The sequence below is a fragment of the Undibacterium cyanobacteriorum genome, assembly GCF_031326225.1.
Classification (GTDB): Bacteria; Pseudomonadota; Gammaproteobacteria; order Burkholderiales; family Burkholderiaceae_D; genus Undibacterium; species Undibacterium cyanobacteriorum.
The window spans coordinates 472,025-489,422 of sequence record NZ_CP133720.1 but is presented as its reverse complement, the minus strand read 5'-3'; the positions used below and the strand labels follow the sequence as shown (position 1 = coordinate 489,422).

The following is a 17,398-nucleotide window of genomic DNA, read 5'->3' as shown; positions in this document are numbered from 1 at the left end:
GAGGTGCGCTAGTATAAACCAAGTACCTGACATTTCCCGTCATCTAACTGTACAACTTTGTCATAGAGGATCTGGTATTCTGCTGGAAATATTGGCAATTGCACGAACGCCATCGCGCACAAACCCCACTTACGACTTAGACAATTAGAAATCAATAGCAAACATGACTATCAAAGTAATTTCCGCAAATCTAAACGGTATCCGCTCCGCCGCCAAGAAAGGTTTTTTCGATTGGATGAAGCAAGAACTGCCTGACTTTGTCTGCGTACAGGAGCTCAAGGCACAAGAGGCCGATATGACCGACGATTTTCTGCGTCCGCATGGTTATCATGGCCACTTCCACTACGCGGAGAAGAAGGGATACTCAGGTGCTGGCGTGTATAGCAAGAAAAAACCTGATGCCGTTTTTATCGGCTTTGGCAGTGAAGAATTCGATGCAGAAGGTCGATACGTAAGATGTGATTTCGGAGACCTATCAATCATTTCAGTGTACTGCCCGTCTGGCTCTTCTTCGGAAGAGCGGCAACAAGCAAAGTTCCGTTTTATGGATGAGTTTCGTCCCCACCTCGCCGAATTGATAGCAAGCGGAAGAGAGTTTGTCATCTGTGGCGACTGGAATATTGCGCATCAAGAAATCGACCTGAAAAACTGGAAGAGCAACCAAAAAAATTCTGGCTTCTTGCCTGAAGAACGGGCATGGATGGGGGCACTCTTTTCTGAACTCGGTTGGGTCGATGCCTACCGCCATCTACACCCAGACACGACTGGCGAAGCCTACACTTGGTGGAGCAATCGGGGTCAGGCTTGGGCCAATAATGTAGGGTGGCGTATCGACTACCATGTCACGACACCAAACATGGCCGCCAAAGCGAAGTCGGCGGCGATCTACAAAGAACAGCGTTTTAGTGACCACGCCCCACTAACTCTCGTCTACAAATAGGTCGCTTGTCGTTGTTTTTTTGGGCCCTCTTGTGGCCTTTTCGTCGCTTTAGTGGCGACACCAATGATCGAAGCGCTAGAAATGAAAAAAGCCTACAATTCGAAAAACTTGTAGGCTTGCTTGATCCAACACCGACTCAATCAACGCACATCGGAAATGACTTTCACATTCGATTTATAAGGCGGCAAACTTTCCATACTCACGCCTTTGGCTCGCGCATAGAGTGGCATTACCTCTGGAAAATGTTTGCGAATTTCATTAATGCGGTCTTTTCCAGCAGGATGCGTTGAGAGCCATTTCGGCGGGGAGTTTTTATTGACATACCCCATCTTCTGCCACAAAGCGACCCCAGCACGCGGATCATAGCCGGCACGAGCCGCAATATCGAGCCCGACAATATCAGCTTCCGTCTCATCGTCGCGTGAGAACTTCAACATGGCCAGACTAGCACCTGCGCTGCCAACACCTTCAACGACACGCCCATCATAGCCCTTGTATTCTGCAAATAGTGCTGCGGCTCGCACCGCGATATTTGCCGCCACCGATTTACCTGCACGTTCGGCACCATGTTCTCGCAAAGCATGTGCAATCTCATGTCCCATGACGATCGCGACTTCGTCATCGGTGAGTTTGAGCGTATCGAGAATTCCCGTATAAAAGGCGATTTTTCCACCCGGCATACAGTAGGCATTAATCTGCGTAGAGCCCAACAAATTCACTTCCCATTGCCATTCCTTGGCACGATCATTCCAAGGCAAGGCATAAGGAATCAGCTTCTTGGCGATCGCTCTTAAGCGTATCACTTGCGGATGATTATCCGGAGCTAAAGCCTTCTTTGACTGTGCTTCGCGCATGGTTTGCACGTACTGCTGCGCCGCTTGCCCCTCAAGTGCACCGGTGGGCACGAGCTTACGCATGACGGACATCTTTTCAACCTTAACGCCCTCTTGTGGAGCTTCGCTCTGCGCATTCGCCGACGCGCTCAACGCAAGCATGGCGCTCATCGTCATCAACTTAATTGTTTTCATTGAACATCAACCTCACACATCGAGTTACAAAGCAATCAGCATAGTGTAATCGAAACTACGCAACTGCATTGTGAAGGATCTTTAACAACCACCTACATTCTCCGTCGCGGGATCGAACAATGAATTACAACTAAGTGCGCTTACAAAGGCGAAACACAGCAAGACTGCCACGCAAATTTGGCAAGAAGGAAATCTGTTTTCCTTCGTGCAAAGCGACACACTCTGTCACCATCAATCCAACGTCTTCCGCTAAATCAGCAAAATCATATATCGTCGCGCAGCGTACGTTTGGCGTGTCATACCATTCATAGGGCAAAGATTTTGATACTGGCATCTTACCTCGCAAGAGGGCAGTTCGATGTGGCCAGTAACCAAAGTTCGGAAACGACACAATCGATTCACGTCCAACTCTGGCGATATCACGTAAGAGATCCTCAACGTTTTTCATCATCTGCAGGGAGGATAAACATAAGACCGTATCGAAGCTTTGATCGCCAAATAAATGCAGACCTTGCTCCATGTCTTGCTGTATCACGTTCACCCCGCGCTGCGAACACGCCAACACTTTGTCATCAGCGATCTCGATCCCGTAGCCACTACATTGCTTTGCGCTCTGCAAATAGTCCAACATCACACCATCACCACAGCCCACATCCAGCACATGGGATTGCGGCTTGACCCAATCTGCAATAAAGGCTAAATCAGGACGTAATTGCTTTAGTTCTTGTACGTTCATACGGACTCCTTAGCAATGCGATCAAAATACGCACGTACAAAATTCAAATAGCGAGCATCCTCCAATAAGAATGCATCGTGGCCATGAGGCGCATCAATTTCGGCGTAACTCACCTGACGTTGGTTGTCGACCAGCGCCTTCACAATTTCGCGACTACGCTCTGGGGAAAAACGCCAATCAGTCGTAAAAGACGCCAACATAAATTGAGCTTTTGTTCCTGCCAAGGCTTTACTCAAATCTCCATCGTAATCGCGCGCAGGATCAAAATAATCAAGCGCCTTGGTGATTAACAAGTAAGTATTCGCATCGAAATAATCTGAGAATTTATCGCCCTGATAACGGAGATAGGATTCAATTTCAAACTCAACGCCATACCCAAATTGATATTCACCAGTCTTCAGATCACGGCCAAATTTTTCAGCCATATCATCGTCTGAGAGATAGGTAATATGGCCGATCATGCGAGCCACTTTTAAACCATTTCGGGGCACCACTTTATGCGCATAGAAGTCGCCGCCATGAAAATCTGGGTCAGTTAAAATTGCTTGCCGAGCCACGTCATTGAAAGCAATATTTTGGGTAGATAATTTCGGAGTCGAAGCAATCACCACACAATGGCGTAAGCGCTCTGGGAACAAAATGCTCCATGCCAACGCTTGCATACCACCGAGGGAGCCACCCATCACCGCCGCGAACTGTGTGATACCCAATTGATCAGCGACACGGGCTTGAGCACGCACCCAATCTTCGACCGTTACGACCGGAAAATCGGCGCCATAAGGTTTGCCGGTCGCTGGATTCAGGTGCATCGGCCCGGTTGAACCAAAACATGAGCCTAAATTATTAATGCCAATCACGAAGAAACGATTGGTATCAACGGGTTTCCCTGGCCCTACCATATTGTCCCACCAGCCTATGTTTTTAGGCTGATCTTCATAGTAACCTGCGACATGGTGAGAAGCGTTTAAGGCATGACAAATCAAGACCGCATTCGACTTATCTGCGTTTAATTGACCATAGGTCTCTACCATCAAATGGTAGTCGCTAATCGATGCACCGCTTTGCAACTGCAACGGTGCGTCAAAGCGAAAAGCCTGGGGCTTTACGATTCCAACAGAAGACATAGATTTCCCTTAAGGATCAGTTTCGTACTGATTCAACAATCACAACTTAGGGGCTAAAAGGTGGGCTGAATGGAGGGAGGTAACGCGACATTCAAGCTCGCTTTAGCCGTATTTATTTGTTCAAGATTTCTCTTAAACTGCGCCCGCAAGCTGAACTCAAATCGGCGCAATGTGCGAAGGATAGCGAAGTATTCGAGCAACGTCAAATTTGCCAAGATAACTTAGCAAAGATTTCACTCTGTTTGCGTTTTGCGACGAAGCCTGGCGTCTCCGACTTGGTTTGGGTCCAACCTAAGTAGCCAGCCGAGCCTAGACCGACACGACGCGTGAACACCAAAGAGTTGACGGTACGGGTACTCTCCGGTGCCACTGCTGAAACATACAATTCGGGATTTCGATTGGTTCGTGAATCTTGCACAATCAAACGCAAGGTATCCATTTCAGAAAAATGAAGCACGCTATTAATCTGAATAGCTGTCTCAGAATACGCTCGATCACCAGTCGCAGTTTCGCGACTCGCGTTAATCCAATTCGTCGCAAAACTTGAGTCAAGCTCGAGTCGATCAAATGGCCGAAGCTTAGCCCCAAAGGAAGCACTACCACCTTTGCCGAGGCGGCTTGCCAAATAATCAATTACATCACCCACCATGAAATCAGCACTGACACGGGCGATTTGCTTACTGGGGCTTATCGCAAATCCTGTCGAAACGCGCGACAAATTATAGATTTCACCATCAGCATTAGCACGACTTTTCAAAACTGGATTGAAGTTTAAGTAAATCGAACTATCAAATGGGCCAGCCACATTCATACCGGGAGCGATGCTTTTCGATAAGATATTTCCCTCGCTATCGAGTTTGTATTCGCTCGACACGTAGGTATTAAACTCATGCCACATGCCTATGCGGCCCCACTTCTTGGTCAAGTCATTATTGATACTTTGAAACCCAACCTGTGAAAAAAAGCCGTTATCTGCACGAAAATCCTTACTAATATCGCGCGCGCTTAAGCCAATGCTCCAAGCATCACTCGACTTCGACCAACCAGTGTAGAACGCATGACCAGTGGTGGTATTACCTTTTGCGAGATCACCATTCGCATCTGGTTGCGCCGTCGTCGAACTGAGCAATAGTTGTGTGCGGAGGCCTTGGTTGCGATCAATCTGCCAAACAAAATCAGGTCCAAAAACGCGATTGTAAGCGTCGATATTGGCATATTCTCGATCAGTGGCGACCAAGCCGAGTGACATGGTGTCGAAGCGCCAGTTCACTCTCGCATCCGTCGCCAAAGACGACTGAGTTGCATTTGCAGAAGAAGAATAGTAAGTATTCGGAATTAGAACCAAACCACCGGCGGCATCTTTCGCCACAATCACGCTGACATCAGATTGCGCATCACGCCGCGTATATCGCAAGCCCGCATCGGGGTTGGAAATACTCCGGGTACTGATCACGCTGAATGGTGTTCGCAAGATGTCAGCGCCTTCAAGAAAGAAGGGGCGCTTCTCCTGCACAAAAATACTAAAGCGGGTGTTGCCTGATAGTTGTGGTGAGTCGAGCTCAATCTGGGAGAAATCTGGATTCAGCGTCAAATCCACCGTGGTTGCCGAATCAGGGCGGATCTTAAAATCAAGACTGAACTGTTTGTCTTGTTGTCGCTGCGCTGCTTGCCCAACCGTTTGGTCGGTACTCTGACGTGCCACAAATTGGGGAGTTAAAGACCAGCTCAGATTGGATGGCAACTGATCAAGTCCATCAATGGTGTCTGAATAACACAAATTGCAATTGGTCGCTCGAGTGACTCCTCCGCTATACATACGATACCGCTGATCGCGAGTCATATTTCTTAGAACCAAAAGGCTCCATGGGGTGTGCGATCCTTTGTCATAGGCAATCGATGAGAATGGAATCTTAAATTCAGCACTCCACCCGCCCTCAAAGCGCGCTGTCGCCACATCGAAATCAAAATCAGGAGAAGAGTCCTCACCTGCCGAGTCACTAAAAATGCCATCCATGACCGTCCCGCGAGCATTCACATAAAAAATTTGAGCCGATTTATGAGCACTCGTCGGGTCAAGATAAAGAGCAAAAAAATCCTGATCAATCGTAATGCGGTCGCGGCGGGAAAAGGAGTCTCGAATACTGCTTGGGTCTGAGTCAAAAGCCTTGATGCCAACATACATGGCAGCTTGATCAAACAGAATCCGCACCTCTGTTTTTAGATGTGCCTTGCGTTGGTCAATCGGTTGGGTTTGATAGAAGGTATCGTGAGGAACCGCTTGCTGCCAAACAGTCTCATCCAAGCGACCGTCAATCTTGATTGTTTGCTTCGCATCAAGGTGTTTAGCTTGAAAACCTGCTTCAGCAGGAATAACAAACAAAAGGCTGAAGATAGCAACAATTAATGAAACAAGGGTTCTCATAGGATCTAAACCGTAATACCGTCCAAAGAAGGAAATCAACACTGTCAATGTCAGATGGCGGACTCCGAACACCAAGTGGAGCGCAGATAGAGATCAAAAGCCCAAAAAAGTTCAAAAAAAAACTGCCCGAAGGCAGTTTTTCTTATTCGATTGGTAATCGATTAGAACGCGTGATTCACACCAACAACTGCGCGAGTTGCGGAACGATTGCCTGCGCCAACGATGATACCCAAATCAGTATCTTTAGCCTGTGTTGTGCCAGCTTTTACGTATGTGAAAGATGTGTATGCTGTTGTACGTTTGCTGAATGCATATTTAGCGATACCTACGAAAGAATCTGCTTTCGCTTTCATGTCGCCAGAACGACGTGTGTTGTAGTAACCACCTGTCAATGTCCAAGCTGGGCTCAACTTGTAGTCAACGCCTGTACCGAATACACCGATACCACGTGTTGTTGTATTCACTTCATTTTGTGCGTAAGACACTTTGAATGTCAAATCAGAGGACAATTCAAACTTACCACCGCCAGTGTATGCGCGCAAAGTAGAGTTATTCGCTGCGTCACGCAATTGAGAGTAAGAAATCACTGCTGTCATACCATTTTGGGAGAAAGAAGCAGATGCGCCCATGTAGCTGCTAGCTACTGTGTCGCCTGTTTTTTCACCAAAACCGTACATACCAGAGAATACGATGCCGCCAAACATTGCTGGAGCAGAGTATTTGATGGAGTTATTTTGACGTGTTGCAGAAGAAACGCCGTTGCTTGTACCGTGTGTACCGTACAAAGTTGCGTTGTTCAATGCACCAAACACGATGTTTGGATTTGTACCAACGTGTGCAACGCCGATTGGATCAACTTGAATCAATGTGTCATATGCCAAGTTAGTTTGACGACCCGCATTGAAAGCGCCGAAGTCACCAGACAAACCAACAGTTGCTGTACGGTCAAACAAAGAACCTGCAACACCTGTATCAACTGCCAAAGAGCTTTCCAAGTTGAAGTTTGCTTTCATACCGTTACCGAGATCTTCAGAACCACGCAGACCCCAACGGCCAGAGCTCAAACCGCTCGTTTCCATAGAGTTCTTTTTAGCGCCAGTTGCGCTTTGGTTTGTTGCTGTAGATACGTTAGCATCAACTACACCGTACAAAACAACAGAAGACTGAGCAGAAGCTGCAGATGCGAATGCGCTCAATACTGCGAAAGCGATAAGTGATTTTTTCATTGAAAAGCTCTCCAAAGGTTAATAAATTTCTTGATTGATCTTATTGCTTTATAAATATCAATTCAATTTGCTGTCTCTTTATACGTGTCGCCGCCCAAACCCAAGCGGGGCGATGGTTTGCCTCGTATACTAAGTGGCATTGGAACAAATTGCACTGTTTTGGGCAAAGATAATCACAATTTTCGTGCAACTATTTTTTGAATATGTGGCATCGCAACAACAAAGCACCAAAACCGCACACAAAAATGGGGATTATAGCAATTTTTCTGTAAGTAAGTAAATTGCGGTGACGCAAACTCAGCCCTTAAATGGGGCGTACAATCACGCTTTCAAGCCCTTTTCCATTCATTTTATTTTCATTCAAAGAGTTCATGACGCCTCCAAAGATTGACAGCTTGATTGCAAATTTCGATCGCGCTTTGCGCGTGGTTAGTGGGCAAGCACGCAGCTCTAGACCACTTCCTGGTGCTGACTTTAATGAAGCCTCCATGAGCGACTCAGAGCGCAAACATGCGGCTGGCTTAATGCGCGTAAATCATGTTGGCGAGATTTGCGCACAAGCTCTATACGACTCACAAGCGGTGTTTTCACGACAACAAACAGTACGCGAACAATTCAAGCATTCGAGCATTGAGGAAGAAGATCATTTGGCCTGGACCGCGAAGCGTCTCGAGGAATTGAATTCGCACACCAGTTTACTCAACCCTTTCTGGTATGCCGGCGCCTATGCTTGTGGCTTGATTGCTGGTGCCTGCGGCGATGCAGTCAGTTTAGGGTTCGTGGTCGAGACCGAGAAGCAAGTAGAAGCCCACCTTGAAGGACACCTTGAGAAACTGCCTGCTCAAGATGAGAAATCAAGAGCGATTGTGGATCAGATGCGAATTGATGAAATCGCTCACGGTGATGCCGCACAAAAACTGGGCGCACAAGAACTGCCATCTGTAGTCAAAGCCGGTATGCAAGTGATGGCGAAAGTAATGACAAGCACGGCTTACCACATTTAATAGTACTTCAAGGCACGTTGATTGCACCTCAGTCGCACGTGCAGCAAGAATTGCTTGCGCGTTGAGATGATCAAAAAAGGGCGAATCAATCGCCCTTTTTTATCTGCACCATCCTCAAGCATTCATCGAATTGATTGCTCTCCAAGCTTTGGATGAATCGTTAAATCCGCTCCAGTTTGGCAATCCCGAGATCAAGCAACTTCATACCAAATTTGCCGAAATTAATATGTGCACGGGCATTCGTACCGCTTCCCTCAATATTCACAATCACGCCTTCACCGAATTTGGCGTGAGCAACGTTTTGCCCCACTCGCCAGATGGACTGATTAGATGACTTATTAGATGGCTTATTAAAACTTTGCGCAATGGCATTAGCGCCATGTTCTGGCGCCTCATCCCACGCCGATTTGGTTCGACCAAACCAGCTCGCTTGAACGCGCGGGGAAAGCCATTTCAAGGACGCTTCCGGCATTTCATCAAAGAACCGTGAACGTAAGTTATAGCGAGTCTGGCCGTGCAACATTCTCGTTTGCGAGAAGGTCATATACAAACGCTTGCGTGCCCGAGTAATCGCCACATACATCAAACGTCGTTCTTCTTCGACACCTGCTTCTTCTTGAGAGCTGTTTTCGTGCGGGAATAAGCCCTCTTCGAGGCCACCGATGAAAACGGAATCAAACTCTAAACCTTTGGCCGCGTGTACCGTCATCAGTTGTAAAGCGTCTTGTCCGGCTTGCGCTTGATTGTCGCCCGCTTCCAATGAGGCATGCGATAAGAATGCTGACAGTGGGGACATGACCGTTGGGAGTGCCGCATCCGCATCAAAAATTTCGACGCCCTGAGCATTGGCAATCAAGCTTGCCGCTGGAGCTGAACTTGGACCCGCGAACGCAGGCGCATCATGTCCAAAACCTTCCTCAGAAATAAACAAGGTCGCGGCACTCACCAACTGTTCCAGATTTTCGATACGATCAGCGCCTTCTTTTTCAGTTTGGTAATGCGACAACAGCGTGCTCAGCTCAAGTACGATCTGCACCATCTCTGGCAAAGGCAAATTCTGAGTCTCAAACCGCGCGCCCTCAATCAGTTTGACGAAAGCGCTCAAAGAACTACCGGCCTTACCCGCCACATAGGGCACTGCTGCGTATAGAGAAACATTGTACTGACGTGCGGCGTCTTGCAAAGCTTCAATCGAACGCGCACCGATCCCACGCGCCGGGAAGTTGACGACTCGGAGGAAGGCCGAATCATTATGTGGATTGTCCATCAACTGCAGATAAGCGATCGCATGTTTGATCTCAGCGCGTTCGAAGAAGCGCTGCCCACCATATACGCGATATGGAATACCCGCACTAAAGAGTGCATGCTCGATCACCCTTGACTGTGCATTCGAGCGATAGAGGATGGCAATCTCATTTCTTGAGGATCCATCGCGGATCAAATTCTGCGCTTCCTCAGTGATCCATTGTGCTTCTTGGATATCACTACTCGCTTCGAACACACGAACTTGTTCACCATGTCCCGCGTCAGTACGCAAATTTTTGCCTAAGCGACGACTATTGTGTTCAATCAGCGCATTCGCAGTATCGAGAATATGTCCGTGCGAACGATAATTTTGCTCGAGCTTAATTAAGTTCTGTACGCGAAATTCAGTTTCAAAGGCCGACATGTTGCCAACGTTCGCACCGCGAAACGCATAAATACTTTGATCATCATCGCCGACTGCGAATACCGCTGCTTGTGTACCCGCCATCAACTTAAGCCATTTGTACTGGAGGTCATTCGTATCTTGAAACTCATCAATCAAGATATGCTTGAATCGACTTTGATAATGCTCACGTAAAGGTTGGTTGCGACTCAACAGTTCATAAGTTCGCAGTAACAGCTCTGCAAAATCGACCACACCTTCACGCTGGCATTGCAAATCGTACAGATCATACAAAGCCACCATTTTGCGGTTGTAATCATCATAGGCATCGACTTGCGCAGCGCGTAGACCTTGATCTTTCGCGCCATTAATGAAGTACATCAAATTTTTCGGTGGATACTTTTCATCATCAATATTATTCGCTTTCAATAAGCGCTTAATGAATGACAACTGGTCGCCTGAATCGAGAATTTGAAAAGTCTGCGGCAAGCCCGCGTCACGATGGTGGGCCCGCAAAAGTCGATTACAAAGTCCATGAAAAGTACCAATCCACATGCCTCGCGTATTAATCGGCAACATGGCCGACAAACGGGTCAGCATTTCTTTCGCTGACTTATTGGTAAAGGTCACCGCCAACACACCATTGGGGGAGATTTGGCCTGTTTGGATTAGCCATGCGATGCGCGTGGTGAGCACACGGGTTTTGCCAGAACCTGCGCCAGCCAAGATCAAGGCCGATTGGGCCGGCAAAGTGACCGCGGCAAGCTGTTCCGGATTGAGATTATGAAGTAAGTTTTGCATCCCGCGATTATACGGGAGAAGACCGATTTAACTGATTTTTTATACAGTTTGTTTGCGTGTTTCGTCGAAAGTACGCAGCCACGTTAATTGGAGCACTCGTGCATCACTACTGGCGCGGTGACGGGCCACGCAGAGTTCTTTGCTGATTTGATCTTTGGTGGCTTGCCAAATCGGCATTTGTTCATCTTCGATGATTTCAAACAGATCGGTCAATTTGAACTTAGGAACAATTTCGGCGGCATCAAATAATCGTGCCATCCAAACATAATCTTGACCCCAAGCGTCGGTATAAACGGTGCGGCCACCAAGAAAGAAGTTGAGTTGTTCTGCTACAAACTGCGCTGTGTTACCACGTTCGACCAAAATTTCGCGCGCAATGCCATGCACTTTTGCAGCTTCTGGATCCCAATGTGTCCAATCAGGCTCAGGGCGGATAAGAGAACACCAACCTTCTCCATGGCGTCCGGAAAAACCCACTTCAATCGGATAGCTACCTTGACCGAAACCCGAAGCTTCGAAATCAATAATGATGGGTACGGTCATCATCGGAATCTCCTCTCACTGCATTCACTCTGGCGTCTGATCTCAGAGCCAATTCTATCCACGCGTTGCGAAATCACAGGGGAACCACAGGTGCGTTCCATTGTGCCTCAATTTTGCAGTAAAGCAAGATGTTCCACGCTAGTTTCACGCAGATCTAAGGAGAAGCGTTGTTTTTTAGCGGATACCTTTCGCTCAAGTAAATCAGGCTTTCAAATTCTTTATCACTAAGGCAAAAATTTTGCACCGTGTTCACGCTGACGTTGTAGTGTCTTAGTCGCCACGAAGATCTCGCGCAAAAAGAAAATAAAGCTGCCGATCAATGCTAAAACACCCAATACAAACATGGCCGCAATGAGTTTATCAAGATGAAAATCAAGTGCATCGCCAACGAAAAGTGCCGCAATCACCAAGCAGACCAACAAGGCACAGGTCGAGCTGAGCGTAATCGCTCGGTTGATCAAATGCATGCGTTGATACAGTTCATCCAATTCGAGTTGTACATTCTGCGTCAAACTCTCCGGCCCTTTAGTAGCGATCAAATCTTCGAGAGTACGTGAACGATCGATAATGCGCGCCAGGCGGTTGGTGAGTACGGTCAAATTTGTACCAACGCCGGTCAATAGAAACACTGGCGCGATCGCCAACTGAATAATTTGACCGATATTTCCTAGGTGAAGATTGATCACGGTATATCCATTTCATGCTAAAAGATAGTTCGCCTCATTTTAGCAGTTGCCGCTTCCAATGCGTTTGTGGAAGTACACAATTGGCTGGCGAAGCCTGTCATTCACGCCACGCAAAGGCGATTGGCGCCAGATTAAGGCCGGTCGTCGCATTCTCCGCAGGCAATCGAATCGATGGCGCATAGTGTGCACACTTTCAACGCAAACGGAGATAAAAATGTTCACACAAATAGTCAGCAACACACCAACTTGGGTTTGGATCCTCTTGGCTGGTCTAGTCGCTCTCGGTTACAGTCAGACAAAAAATCGAAGCGTCAAATTCAAGCGTAGCTTGGTTCTACCGATCGTGATGCTCGGATTGTCTTCCAACAGCATGCTGCAAAGCTTCGGGAATCAAACAGGCGTATTGATTGCCTGGCTTGCTTCATTGATCCTCTTGAGCGTTGTCGTTTCAAAATCGAAAGTGACGCAAAATGGCGTGAAATACGATGGTGTTACCGATCGTCTTGAGCTTCAAGGTAGCTGGCTGCCAATGGTCTTGATCATGGCGATCTTCGTCGGTAAATATGCCATCTCAGTGATGAAGCACGCAAACCCCAGTCTGTTTGAGCAGACCTCATTTGGCGTCGCTTGTGCCTTATATTTCGCCTTGTTGAGCAGCTACTTTTTGGGTCGTAGCTTGGCGTCTTTGAAACATCGCAAAAATCACCTAGATCAACTCCACTTAACAATCGCATAAATCATTGTACGAGTCGAGTACAACCAGCTCACCGAGCTAGCGACGCGGATGATCAGAATCGAACATCTCTTTCATGAGGAAACGCTCGGTTTCCTCAGAGTCCTCAGGAAGCATAGATATCATGACCACGCGCCCAAGTCGAGTCGATTCCCATGGGGCTTGCTTCTTGAAACGCGTCCGAATGACTTCCAGCATCTTTTTCACCACGGCCAATTCAACATTCCCACCTAAGCCCGCATCGACTTCGTAAATTTGTCTTCCTAGGCCCCCGCGCATCTCCCATCCTCTGAAGGAGAAGGTCGCAGTGCGAACACCTTTGTTTAGAATCGTAAACAGACCGCCGTCGCCATTTTTATTGTTAGCACGTTCCATGCTCCTACGCACATTTTCCTCAATTACATCTTGCCGGCTACGACCACGATTTCCTTGTTGCGCGGCATTTTCAGCAGCGGCAGCCTCACGCGCTTGTTGCCGACGTTCCCGCGCAGCATTCAGCATCGCCGTCATATCGGGAGGCGGCATATCCTCGTACTTCACTGGAGGTGCTTCAACAACCGGCACAGTTGGTTGTGGCGGAGTGAGTTCCTGAGGTTTATTAGTTGACTTCGGATTGGGGGTAGCCTTCGCTTTTGGCAGCGTATTTCTTGCCTCAGGCTCACCTTTTTTTGTCTGCGGGTGCTTATCAAACAAAACCACCATTGGCGCGCTTAAAGGTTTACCACCTTTTACATTGACTCCAATTTTAAGGAGTACATATAAAAACATTAAATGCAGAAGCAAAACGATGAGAATTGCTAATAATCGTTTCGGCCGAAAACGAATATTAATATGAACAACTCCTTGTTCATCGAGTTCACGTTGCTGTGATTCTGTGTACAACTTCATGCTGAATTTCTTGATGTCGCAATGATAAGGCGCGTAAAAGTTCGCAAGCATACCTCAAATATGCGGTGAGGCGTGTATCAAAGCATTGCGCCAAACGCGCGCATTAGGGGCATTTTCTTTAAGACAAAGTCATTTCAGATGTATGAAAGCGCAAGATATGTAACAAAGTTCACTCGTCCGTGAGCACACCAATCGTAATTCTCGACAATTTTTTCCCGTTCAGTACTCGTCAATTAAAGCTGCATATCGCCTCAATTCTTTACACACATTTACTTACAAACTGCGACTTGTTCGATCTCTTGCGCTTACCTACGCTAAGCCCATCGCTCAAGAATTTCTCTTTTGCGCAGGTCTAGTATTTCTAGAAATGAAAGGATATGTCATGCCCTATGATGTAGAAAATGCTGAAAATGCAGAAGACGTTGAGAATGTCGGCGACACAAAGAAAAAGACCAATTCGAACAGCCCCTCTTCCCTCGTTTCACCAATCACTGCGGTAGGACTAACCGCCGCGCTGAGTGCCTGCGGCGGTGGCGGCGCCTCCGATAGTGGTGGCACCGTGCCAAGCGGCCCACAACCCGATCCAGACAAACAAAAGATCACCGATGAACAAGCAGCGCGCTTTTTATTGCAAGCAAGTATGGGAGTGACGAGAACCCAGATTCAACGAGTGCAAAGTCTTGGCTACAGTGCATGGATCGACGAACAATTTTCAACGCAAGGCAATGGCAGTCGTTGGGACTGGTTGGTAGGGAAAGGCTTGGACGTCGCGACTTATAAAAATTCGCAGGCAGGTTTTGATCCATGTGCTTGGCGAAAACTAATCAGTTCACCAGACACGCTACGCCAACGTATGACCTTAGCCCTCTCGGAAATACTGGTTGTTGCCATCCAAGGGCTCGTGAACGGTGGTGGATGGAAAGGATTTGCAGCAGCAAACTATCTCGATCTGCTTGAGGATAACTGCTTCGGCAATTATCGCGATATCTTGCAGAAGATTTCGACCAGTACCACCATGAGCCTGTATCTCACCTATCGCGGCAATACTCGGTTTAATCCGCAAACAGGCGCCATGCCTGATGAGAACTATGCACGGGAGATCATGCAACTATTCACGATTGGCTTGTTGCAGCTTAATCAGGACGGTACACCTGTGCTTGTCAATGGTAACAATATTGAGACTTATACCTTGGACGACATCACTGGTTTGGCACGCGTCTTCACAGGGTGGGATTTTGATCTTACTTTAAGCAACACCTCCACACCCGACTATCACCGCCGCCCGCTCAAACAAGTTCCGTTAAAACATGAAACAGGAAGCGCAAGTTTCCTCGGCTTCACCATCCCCGCTGGCGTCAGCGGCGAGAACGCGCTAACCATGGCGCTCGACTTTCTGTTTGCTCACCAGAATGTAGCGCCTTTCATCAGCAAGCAGCTCATACAAAGGCTCATCACAAGTAATCCAACACCGGCATATGTGGCGCGCGTTGCTGCTGTGTTCAATAACAATGGCAAAGGCATCAAGGGCGACATGAAAGCGGTCATCAAAGCCATTTTATTGGATGACGAAGCACGCAGCGCCGTCGCGCCAAGCGACACGACACGTGGCAAGATACGTGAACCGATGCTACGTTTTCTTGCGTGGGCGCGCAGTTTTAATGCCAACTCGGCGAGTGATACTTGGCTGATCGGTGACACCAGTGACGCTGGTAGCAAACTCGGTCAAAGTCCTTTACGCTCCCCGACCGTTTTCAATTTTTTCCGGCCCGGCTATGTTCCACCAAACACAGCCATTGCCAATGCCGGCTTGGTGGCGCCGGAAATGCAATTAGTCAGCGAATCATCCGTGGTTGGCTATGTCAATTTCATGCAAACGGTGGTCAGCGGTGGTCGAGGTTTCGGAGACCTCAAAGCCGACTACAGCGGATTACTCCCACTAGCAGACAACGCTAATTCCTTGGTCGCGGAAATCAACCTTTTGCTGGCAGCGAATCAAATCAGCGCTAGTAATTTGGCTGTGATTAGCAATGCCGTTGCCAGCCTGCACACGGGGACGGATGTGCAACGACTACAGCGCATTTACGCCGCCATCACACTCATCCTGGCTTGCCCAGAATTTATCGTCTTGAAATAGTGAGTTTGCTATGAGCACAATCCATAATGCTTCTCGTCGCGCCTTTCTGCGCCGCGCATCCACTCTGTCCATCGCTGGCGTCGCCACACCCTGGGCTCTCAATCTCGCTGCCATGGCCGAAGCTTCTGCGGCAACTGCGACCGACTACAAAGCCATCGTCTGCGTCTTCCTTTATGGGGGCAATGATTACGCCAACACTTTGGTGCCCTACGATCAGACCAACTACAACGCGTATCAGCAGTTACGCCCCACCCTTGCCTATCAACGCGCCGCACTCTCCGCAACTGTGCTTACCCCCACGGTCGGCCCGATGGATCGTCAAGGTGTCGCGCATCAATATGCACTCGCGCCCGAACTAGCTCCCTTACTTCCTTACTTCGACAGCGGGAAAATGGGCGTGTTGCTCAATGTGGGCAGCTTGATTCAACCCACTACCAAAGCGCAATACAATGCACGCAATGTGCCGCTACCGCCAAAGCTGTTCTCGCACAACGACCAGCAATCCGTTTGGCAATCTTCTTCGCCTGAGGGCGCCACCTCAGGTTGGGGAGGAAGAATGGGCGATCTGTTTGCTGCGGGCAATGGCAATGCCACCTTCACCTGCGTCAATGTTTCTGGCAATGCAGTCTATCTCGCGGGTAAGCAAGCGGTGCAATATCAGATTACCCCAAGTGGCTCGGTGCCATTGTCGGGTCTGACAAGTCCACTGTATGGTTCGACACAATGTTCCGACGCCTTACGTCTATTGGTCACACAAACCCGTACCCATCTGCTCGAAAATGAATACAACCGGGTCACGAACCGATCTATCGAAGCTGACAGTGTACTTAGCGTCGCATTGGCCAACTCTCCCGTGGTAAAGACCGACTTTCCAGCGGAGAATAGCCTTGCCGATCAATTGCACATGGTGGCGCGGATGATTGCAGCCGCGCCTGCAGTTGGCGCCAAGCGACAGGTATTTTTTGTGTCGCTCGGTGGCTTTGATACGCACGATGGCTTGGTCACCGATCATCCCATTTTGCTCAAAACGGTGGCTGATGCGATGTCATCGTTTTACCAAGCCACTATCGAATTGGGCGTTGCCGATCAAGTCACGAGTTTTACTGCTTCAGATTTTGGACGTACCTTGACGGGTAATAATGACGGTAGCGACCATGGTTGGGGCAGCATGCATTTTGTGCTTGGTGGTGCGGTCAAAGGTCGACAGTTCTATGGCAAAGCGCCCATCGTCGCCAACAATGGTGATGACGACGTCGGCCAGGGCCGCTTGCTACCGACCACGTCGGTAGAGCAATATGCGGCAAGCTTAGGTAGCTGGTTAGGTATATCTGATTCTGCGCTTCTCGATTTACTTCCTAACCTGCGCAACTTCGACCAAAGTCAACGCAATCTAGGATTTTTGTAATCTTCTTGCCATCTTTTGTTTTGTTTGCGGAGAGATCAAACTCTCCGCATTCGTACTATTCGTCATTCAAAAAAAACGCT

The 17,398-nt window shown here is 48.3% G+C and carries 14 protein-coding genes; 5 read left to right on the top strand and 9 right to left on the bottom strand.

The genetic code is table 11. The annotated features are described in order from the left end of the window. Positions 1-163 precede the first annotated feature (163 nt). The gene (locus RF679_RS01990; protein WP_309482554.1) at positions 164-940 is read left to right on the top strand and encodes an exodeoxyribonuclease III; all 777 of its coding nucleotides are present in this window, start codon (positions 164-166) and stop codon (positions 938-940) included. Between the two features lie 140 nt (positions 941-1,080). On the opposite strand, the gene RF679_RS01985 is transcribed toward RF679_RS01990, so the two are convergent. The 5 genes from RF679_RS01985 to RF679_RS01965 form a co-directional block, all read right to left on the bottom strand. Beyond that, positions 1,081-1,968 carry a M48 family metallopeptidase gene (locus RF679_RS01985; RefSeq protein WP_309482553.1) on the bottom strand — a complete coding sequence of 296 codons (888 nt, stop codon included), beginning with the start codon at positions 1,966-1,968 and terminating at the stop codon, positions 1,081-1,083. A gap of 130 nt (positions 1,969-2,098) precedes the next feature. Beyond that, positions 2,099-2,704 (bottom strand): methionine biosynthesis protein MetW, encoded by a 606-nt coding sequence (gene metW, locus RF679_RS01980; protein ID WP_309482552.1) that lies wholly within the window; start codon positions 2,702-2,704, stop codon positions 2,099-2,101. Further along, positions 2,701-3,828 carry a homoserine O-succinyltransferase MetX gene (metX, locus tag RF679_RS01975; protein WP_309482551.1) on the bottom strand — a complete coding sequence of 376 codons (1,128 nt, stop codon included), beginning with the start codon at positions 3,826-3,828 and terminating at the stop codon, positions 2,701-2,703. The genes metW and metX overlap by 4 nt, the downstream gene beginning before the upstream one ends. A 202-nt stretch (positions 3,829-4,030) precedes the next feature. After that, positions 4,031-6,250, bottom strand: coding sequence for a carbohydrate binding family 9 domain-containing protein (locus tag RF679_RS01970; protein WP_309482550.1), 2,220 nt, complete (start codon positions 6,248-6,250; stop codon positions 4,031-4,033). A gap of 161 nt (positions 6,251-6,411) precedes the next feature. Beyond that, positions 6,412-7,476: a porin gene (locus RF679_RS01965; protein WP_309482549.1), complete on the bottom strand. Its 1,065-nt coding sequence runs from the start codon at positions 7,474-7,476 to the stop codon at positions 6,412-6,414. A gap of 371 nt (positions 7,477-7,847) precedes the next feature. On the opposite strand from RF679_RS01965, the gene coq7 reads away from it, so the two are divergent. Beyond that, on the top strand, positions 7,848-8,480 hold the full coding sequence (gene coq7 / locus RF679_RS01960; protein WP_309482548.1) for a 2-polyprenyl-3-methyl-6-methoxy-1,4-benzoquinone monooxygenase: 633 nt from the start codon (positions 7,848-7,850) through the stop codon (positions 8,478-8,480). A 160-nt stretch (positions 8,481-8,640) separates the two neighbouring features. Here the strand turns inward: coq7 and RF679_RS01955 are convergent, their stop codons facing one another. The 3 genes from RF679_RS01955 to RF679_RS01945 all read right to left on the bottom strand — a co-directional run bounded on the left by RF679_RS01955 (position 8,641) and on the right by RF679_RS01945 (position 12,155). Then, positions 8,641-10,929 (bottom strand): UvrD-helicase domain-containing protein, encoded by a 2,289-nt coding sequence (locus RF679_RS01955; protein ID WP_309482547.1) that lies wholly within the window; start codon positions 10,927-10,929, stop codon positions 8,641-8,643. Positions 10,930-10,968: 39 nt separating this feature from the next. Continuing rightward, positions 10,969-11,475, bottom strand: a complete 507-nt coding sequence (locus RF679_RS01950) for a 3'-5' exonuclease (RefSeq protein WP_309482546.1) — start codon at positions 11,473-11,475, stop codon at positions 10,969-10,971. Between the two features lie 221 nt (positions 11,476-11,696). Further along, positions 11,697-12,155, bottom strand: a complete 459-nt coding sequence (locus RF679_RS01945) for a DUF2721 domain-containing protein (RefSeq protein ID WP_309484064.1) — start codon at positions 12,153-12,155, stop codon at positions 11,697-11,699. A gap of 217 nt (positions 12,156-12,372) precedes the next feature. Between RF679_RS01945 and RF679_RS01940 the strand changes: the two genes are divergently transcribed. Next, positions 12,373-12,894, top strand: a complete 522-nt coding sequence (locus RF679_RS01940; protein WP_373921722.1) for a DUF6622 family protein — start codon at positions 12,373-12,375, stop codon at positions 12,892-12,894. 36 nt (positions 12,895-12,930) lie between these two features. Here the strand turns inward: RF679_RS01940 and RF679_RS01935 are convergent, their stop codons facing one another. Next, positions 12,931-13,779, bottom strand: coding sequence for a hypothetical protein (locus RF679_RS01935; protein WP_309482544.1), 849 nt, complete (start codon positions 13,777-13,779; stop codon positions 12,931-12,933). A gap of 382 nt (positions 13,780-14,161) precedes the next feature. On the opposite strand from RF679_RS01935, the gene RF679_RS01930 reads away from it, so the two are divergent. Then, a complete protein-coding gene (locus tag RF679_RS01930; RefSeq protein WP_309482543.1) occupies positions 14,162-15,913 on the top strand; it encodes a DUF1800 domain-containing protein in 1,752 nt (583 codons plus the stop codon). 10 nt (positions 15,914-15,923) lie between these two features. Further along, positions 15,924-17,318: a DUF1501 domain-containing protein gene (locus tag RF679_RS01925; RefSeq protein WP_309482542.1), complete on the top strand. Its 1,395-nt coding sequence runs from the start codon at positions 15,924-15,926 to the stop codon at positions 17,316-17,318. Positions 17,319-17,398 lie beyond the last annotated feature (80 nt).

Excerpts from the sequence above, each read along its gene's own strand:
- RF679_RS01990 (WP_309482554.1), top strand. The coding sequence starts at position 164 with ATGACTATCAAAGTAATTTCCGCAAATCTAAACGGTATCCGCTCCGCC.
- RF679_RS01985 (WP_309482553.1), bottom strand. The coding sequence starts at position 1,968 with ATGAAAACAATTAAGTTGATGACGATGAGCGCCATGCTTGCGTTGAGC.
- metW (WP_309482552.1), bottom strand. The coding sequence starts at position 2,704 with ATGAACGTACAAGAACTAAAGCAATTACGTCCTGATTTAGCCTTTATT.
- metX (WP_309482551.1), bottom strand. The coding sequence starts at position 3,828 with ATGTCTTCTGTTGGAATCGTAAAGCCCCAGGCTTTTCGCTTTGACGCA.
- RF679_RS01970 (WP_309482550.1), bottom strand. The coding sequence starts at position 6,250 with ATGAGAACCCTTGTTTCATTAATTGTTGCTATCTTCAGCCTTTTGTTT.
- RF679_RS01965 (WP_309482549.1), bottom strand. The coding sequence starts at position 7,476 with ATGAAAAAATCACTTATCGCTTTCGCAGTATTGAGCGCATTCGCATCT.
- coq7 (WP_309482548.1), top strand. The coding sequence starts at position 7,848 with ATGACGCCTCCAAAGATTGACAGCTTGATTGCAAATTTCGATCGCGCT.
- RF679_RS01955 (WP_309482547.1), bottom strand. The coding sequence starts at position 10,929 with ATGCAAAACTTACTTCATAATCTCAATCCGGAACAGCTTGCCGCGGTC.
- RF679_RS01950 (WP_309482546.1), bottom strand. The coding sequence starts at position 11,475 with ATGATGACCGTACCCATCATTATTGATTTCGAAGCTTCGGGTTTCGGT.
- RF679_RS01940 (WP_373921722.1), top strand. The coding sequence starts at position 12,373 with ATGTTCACACAAATAGTCAGCAACACACCAACTTGGGTTTGGATCCTC.
- RF679_RS01935 (WP_309482544.1), bottom strand. The coding sequence starts at position 13,779 with ATGAAGTTGTACACAGAATCACAGCAACGTGAACTCGATGAACAAGGA.
- RF679_RS01930 (WP_309482543.1), top strand. The coding sequence starts at position 14,162 with ATGCCCTATGATGTAGAAAATGCTGAAAATGCAGAAGACGTTGAGAAT.
- RF679_RS01925 (WP_309482542.1), top strand. The coding sequence starts at position 15,924 with ATGAGCACAATCCATAATGCTTCTCGTCGCGCCTTTCTGCGCCGCGCA.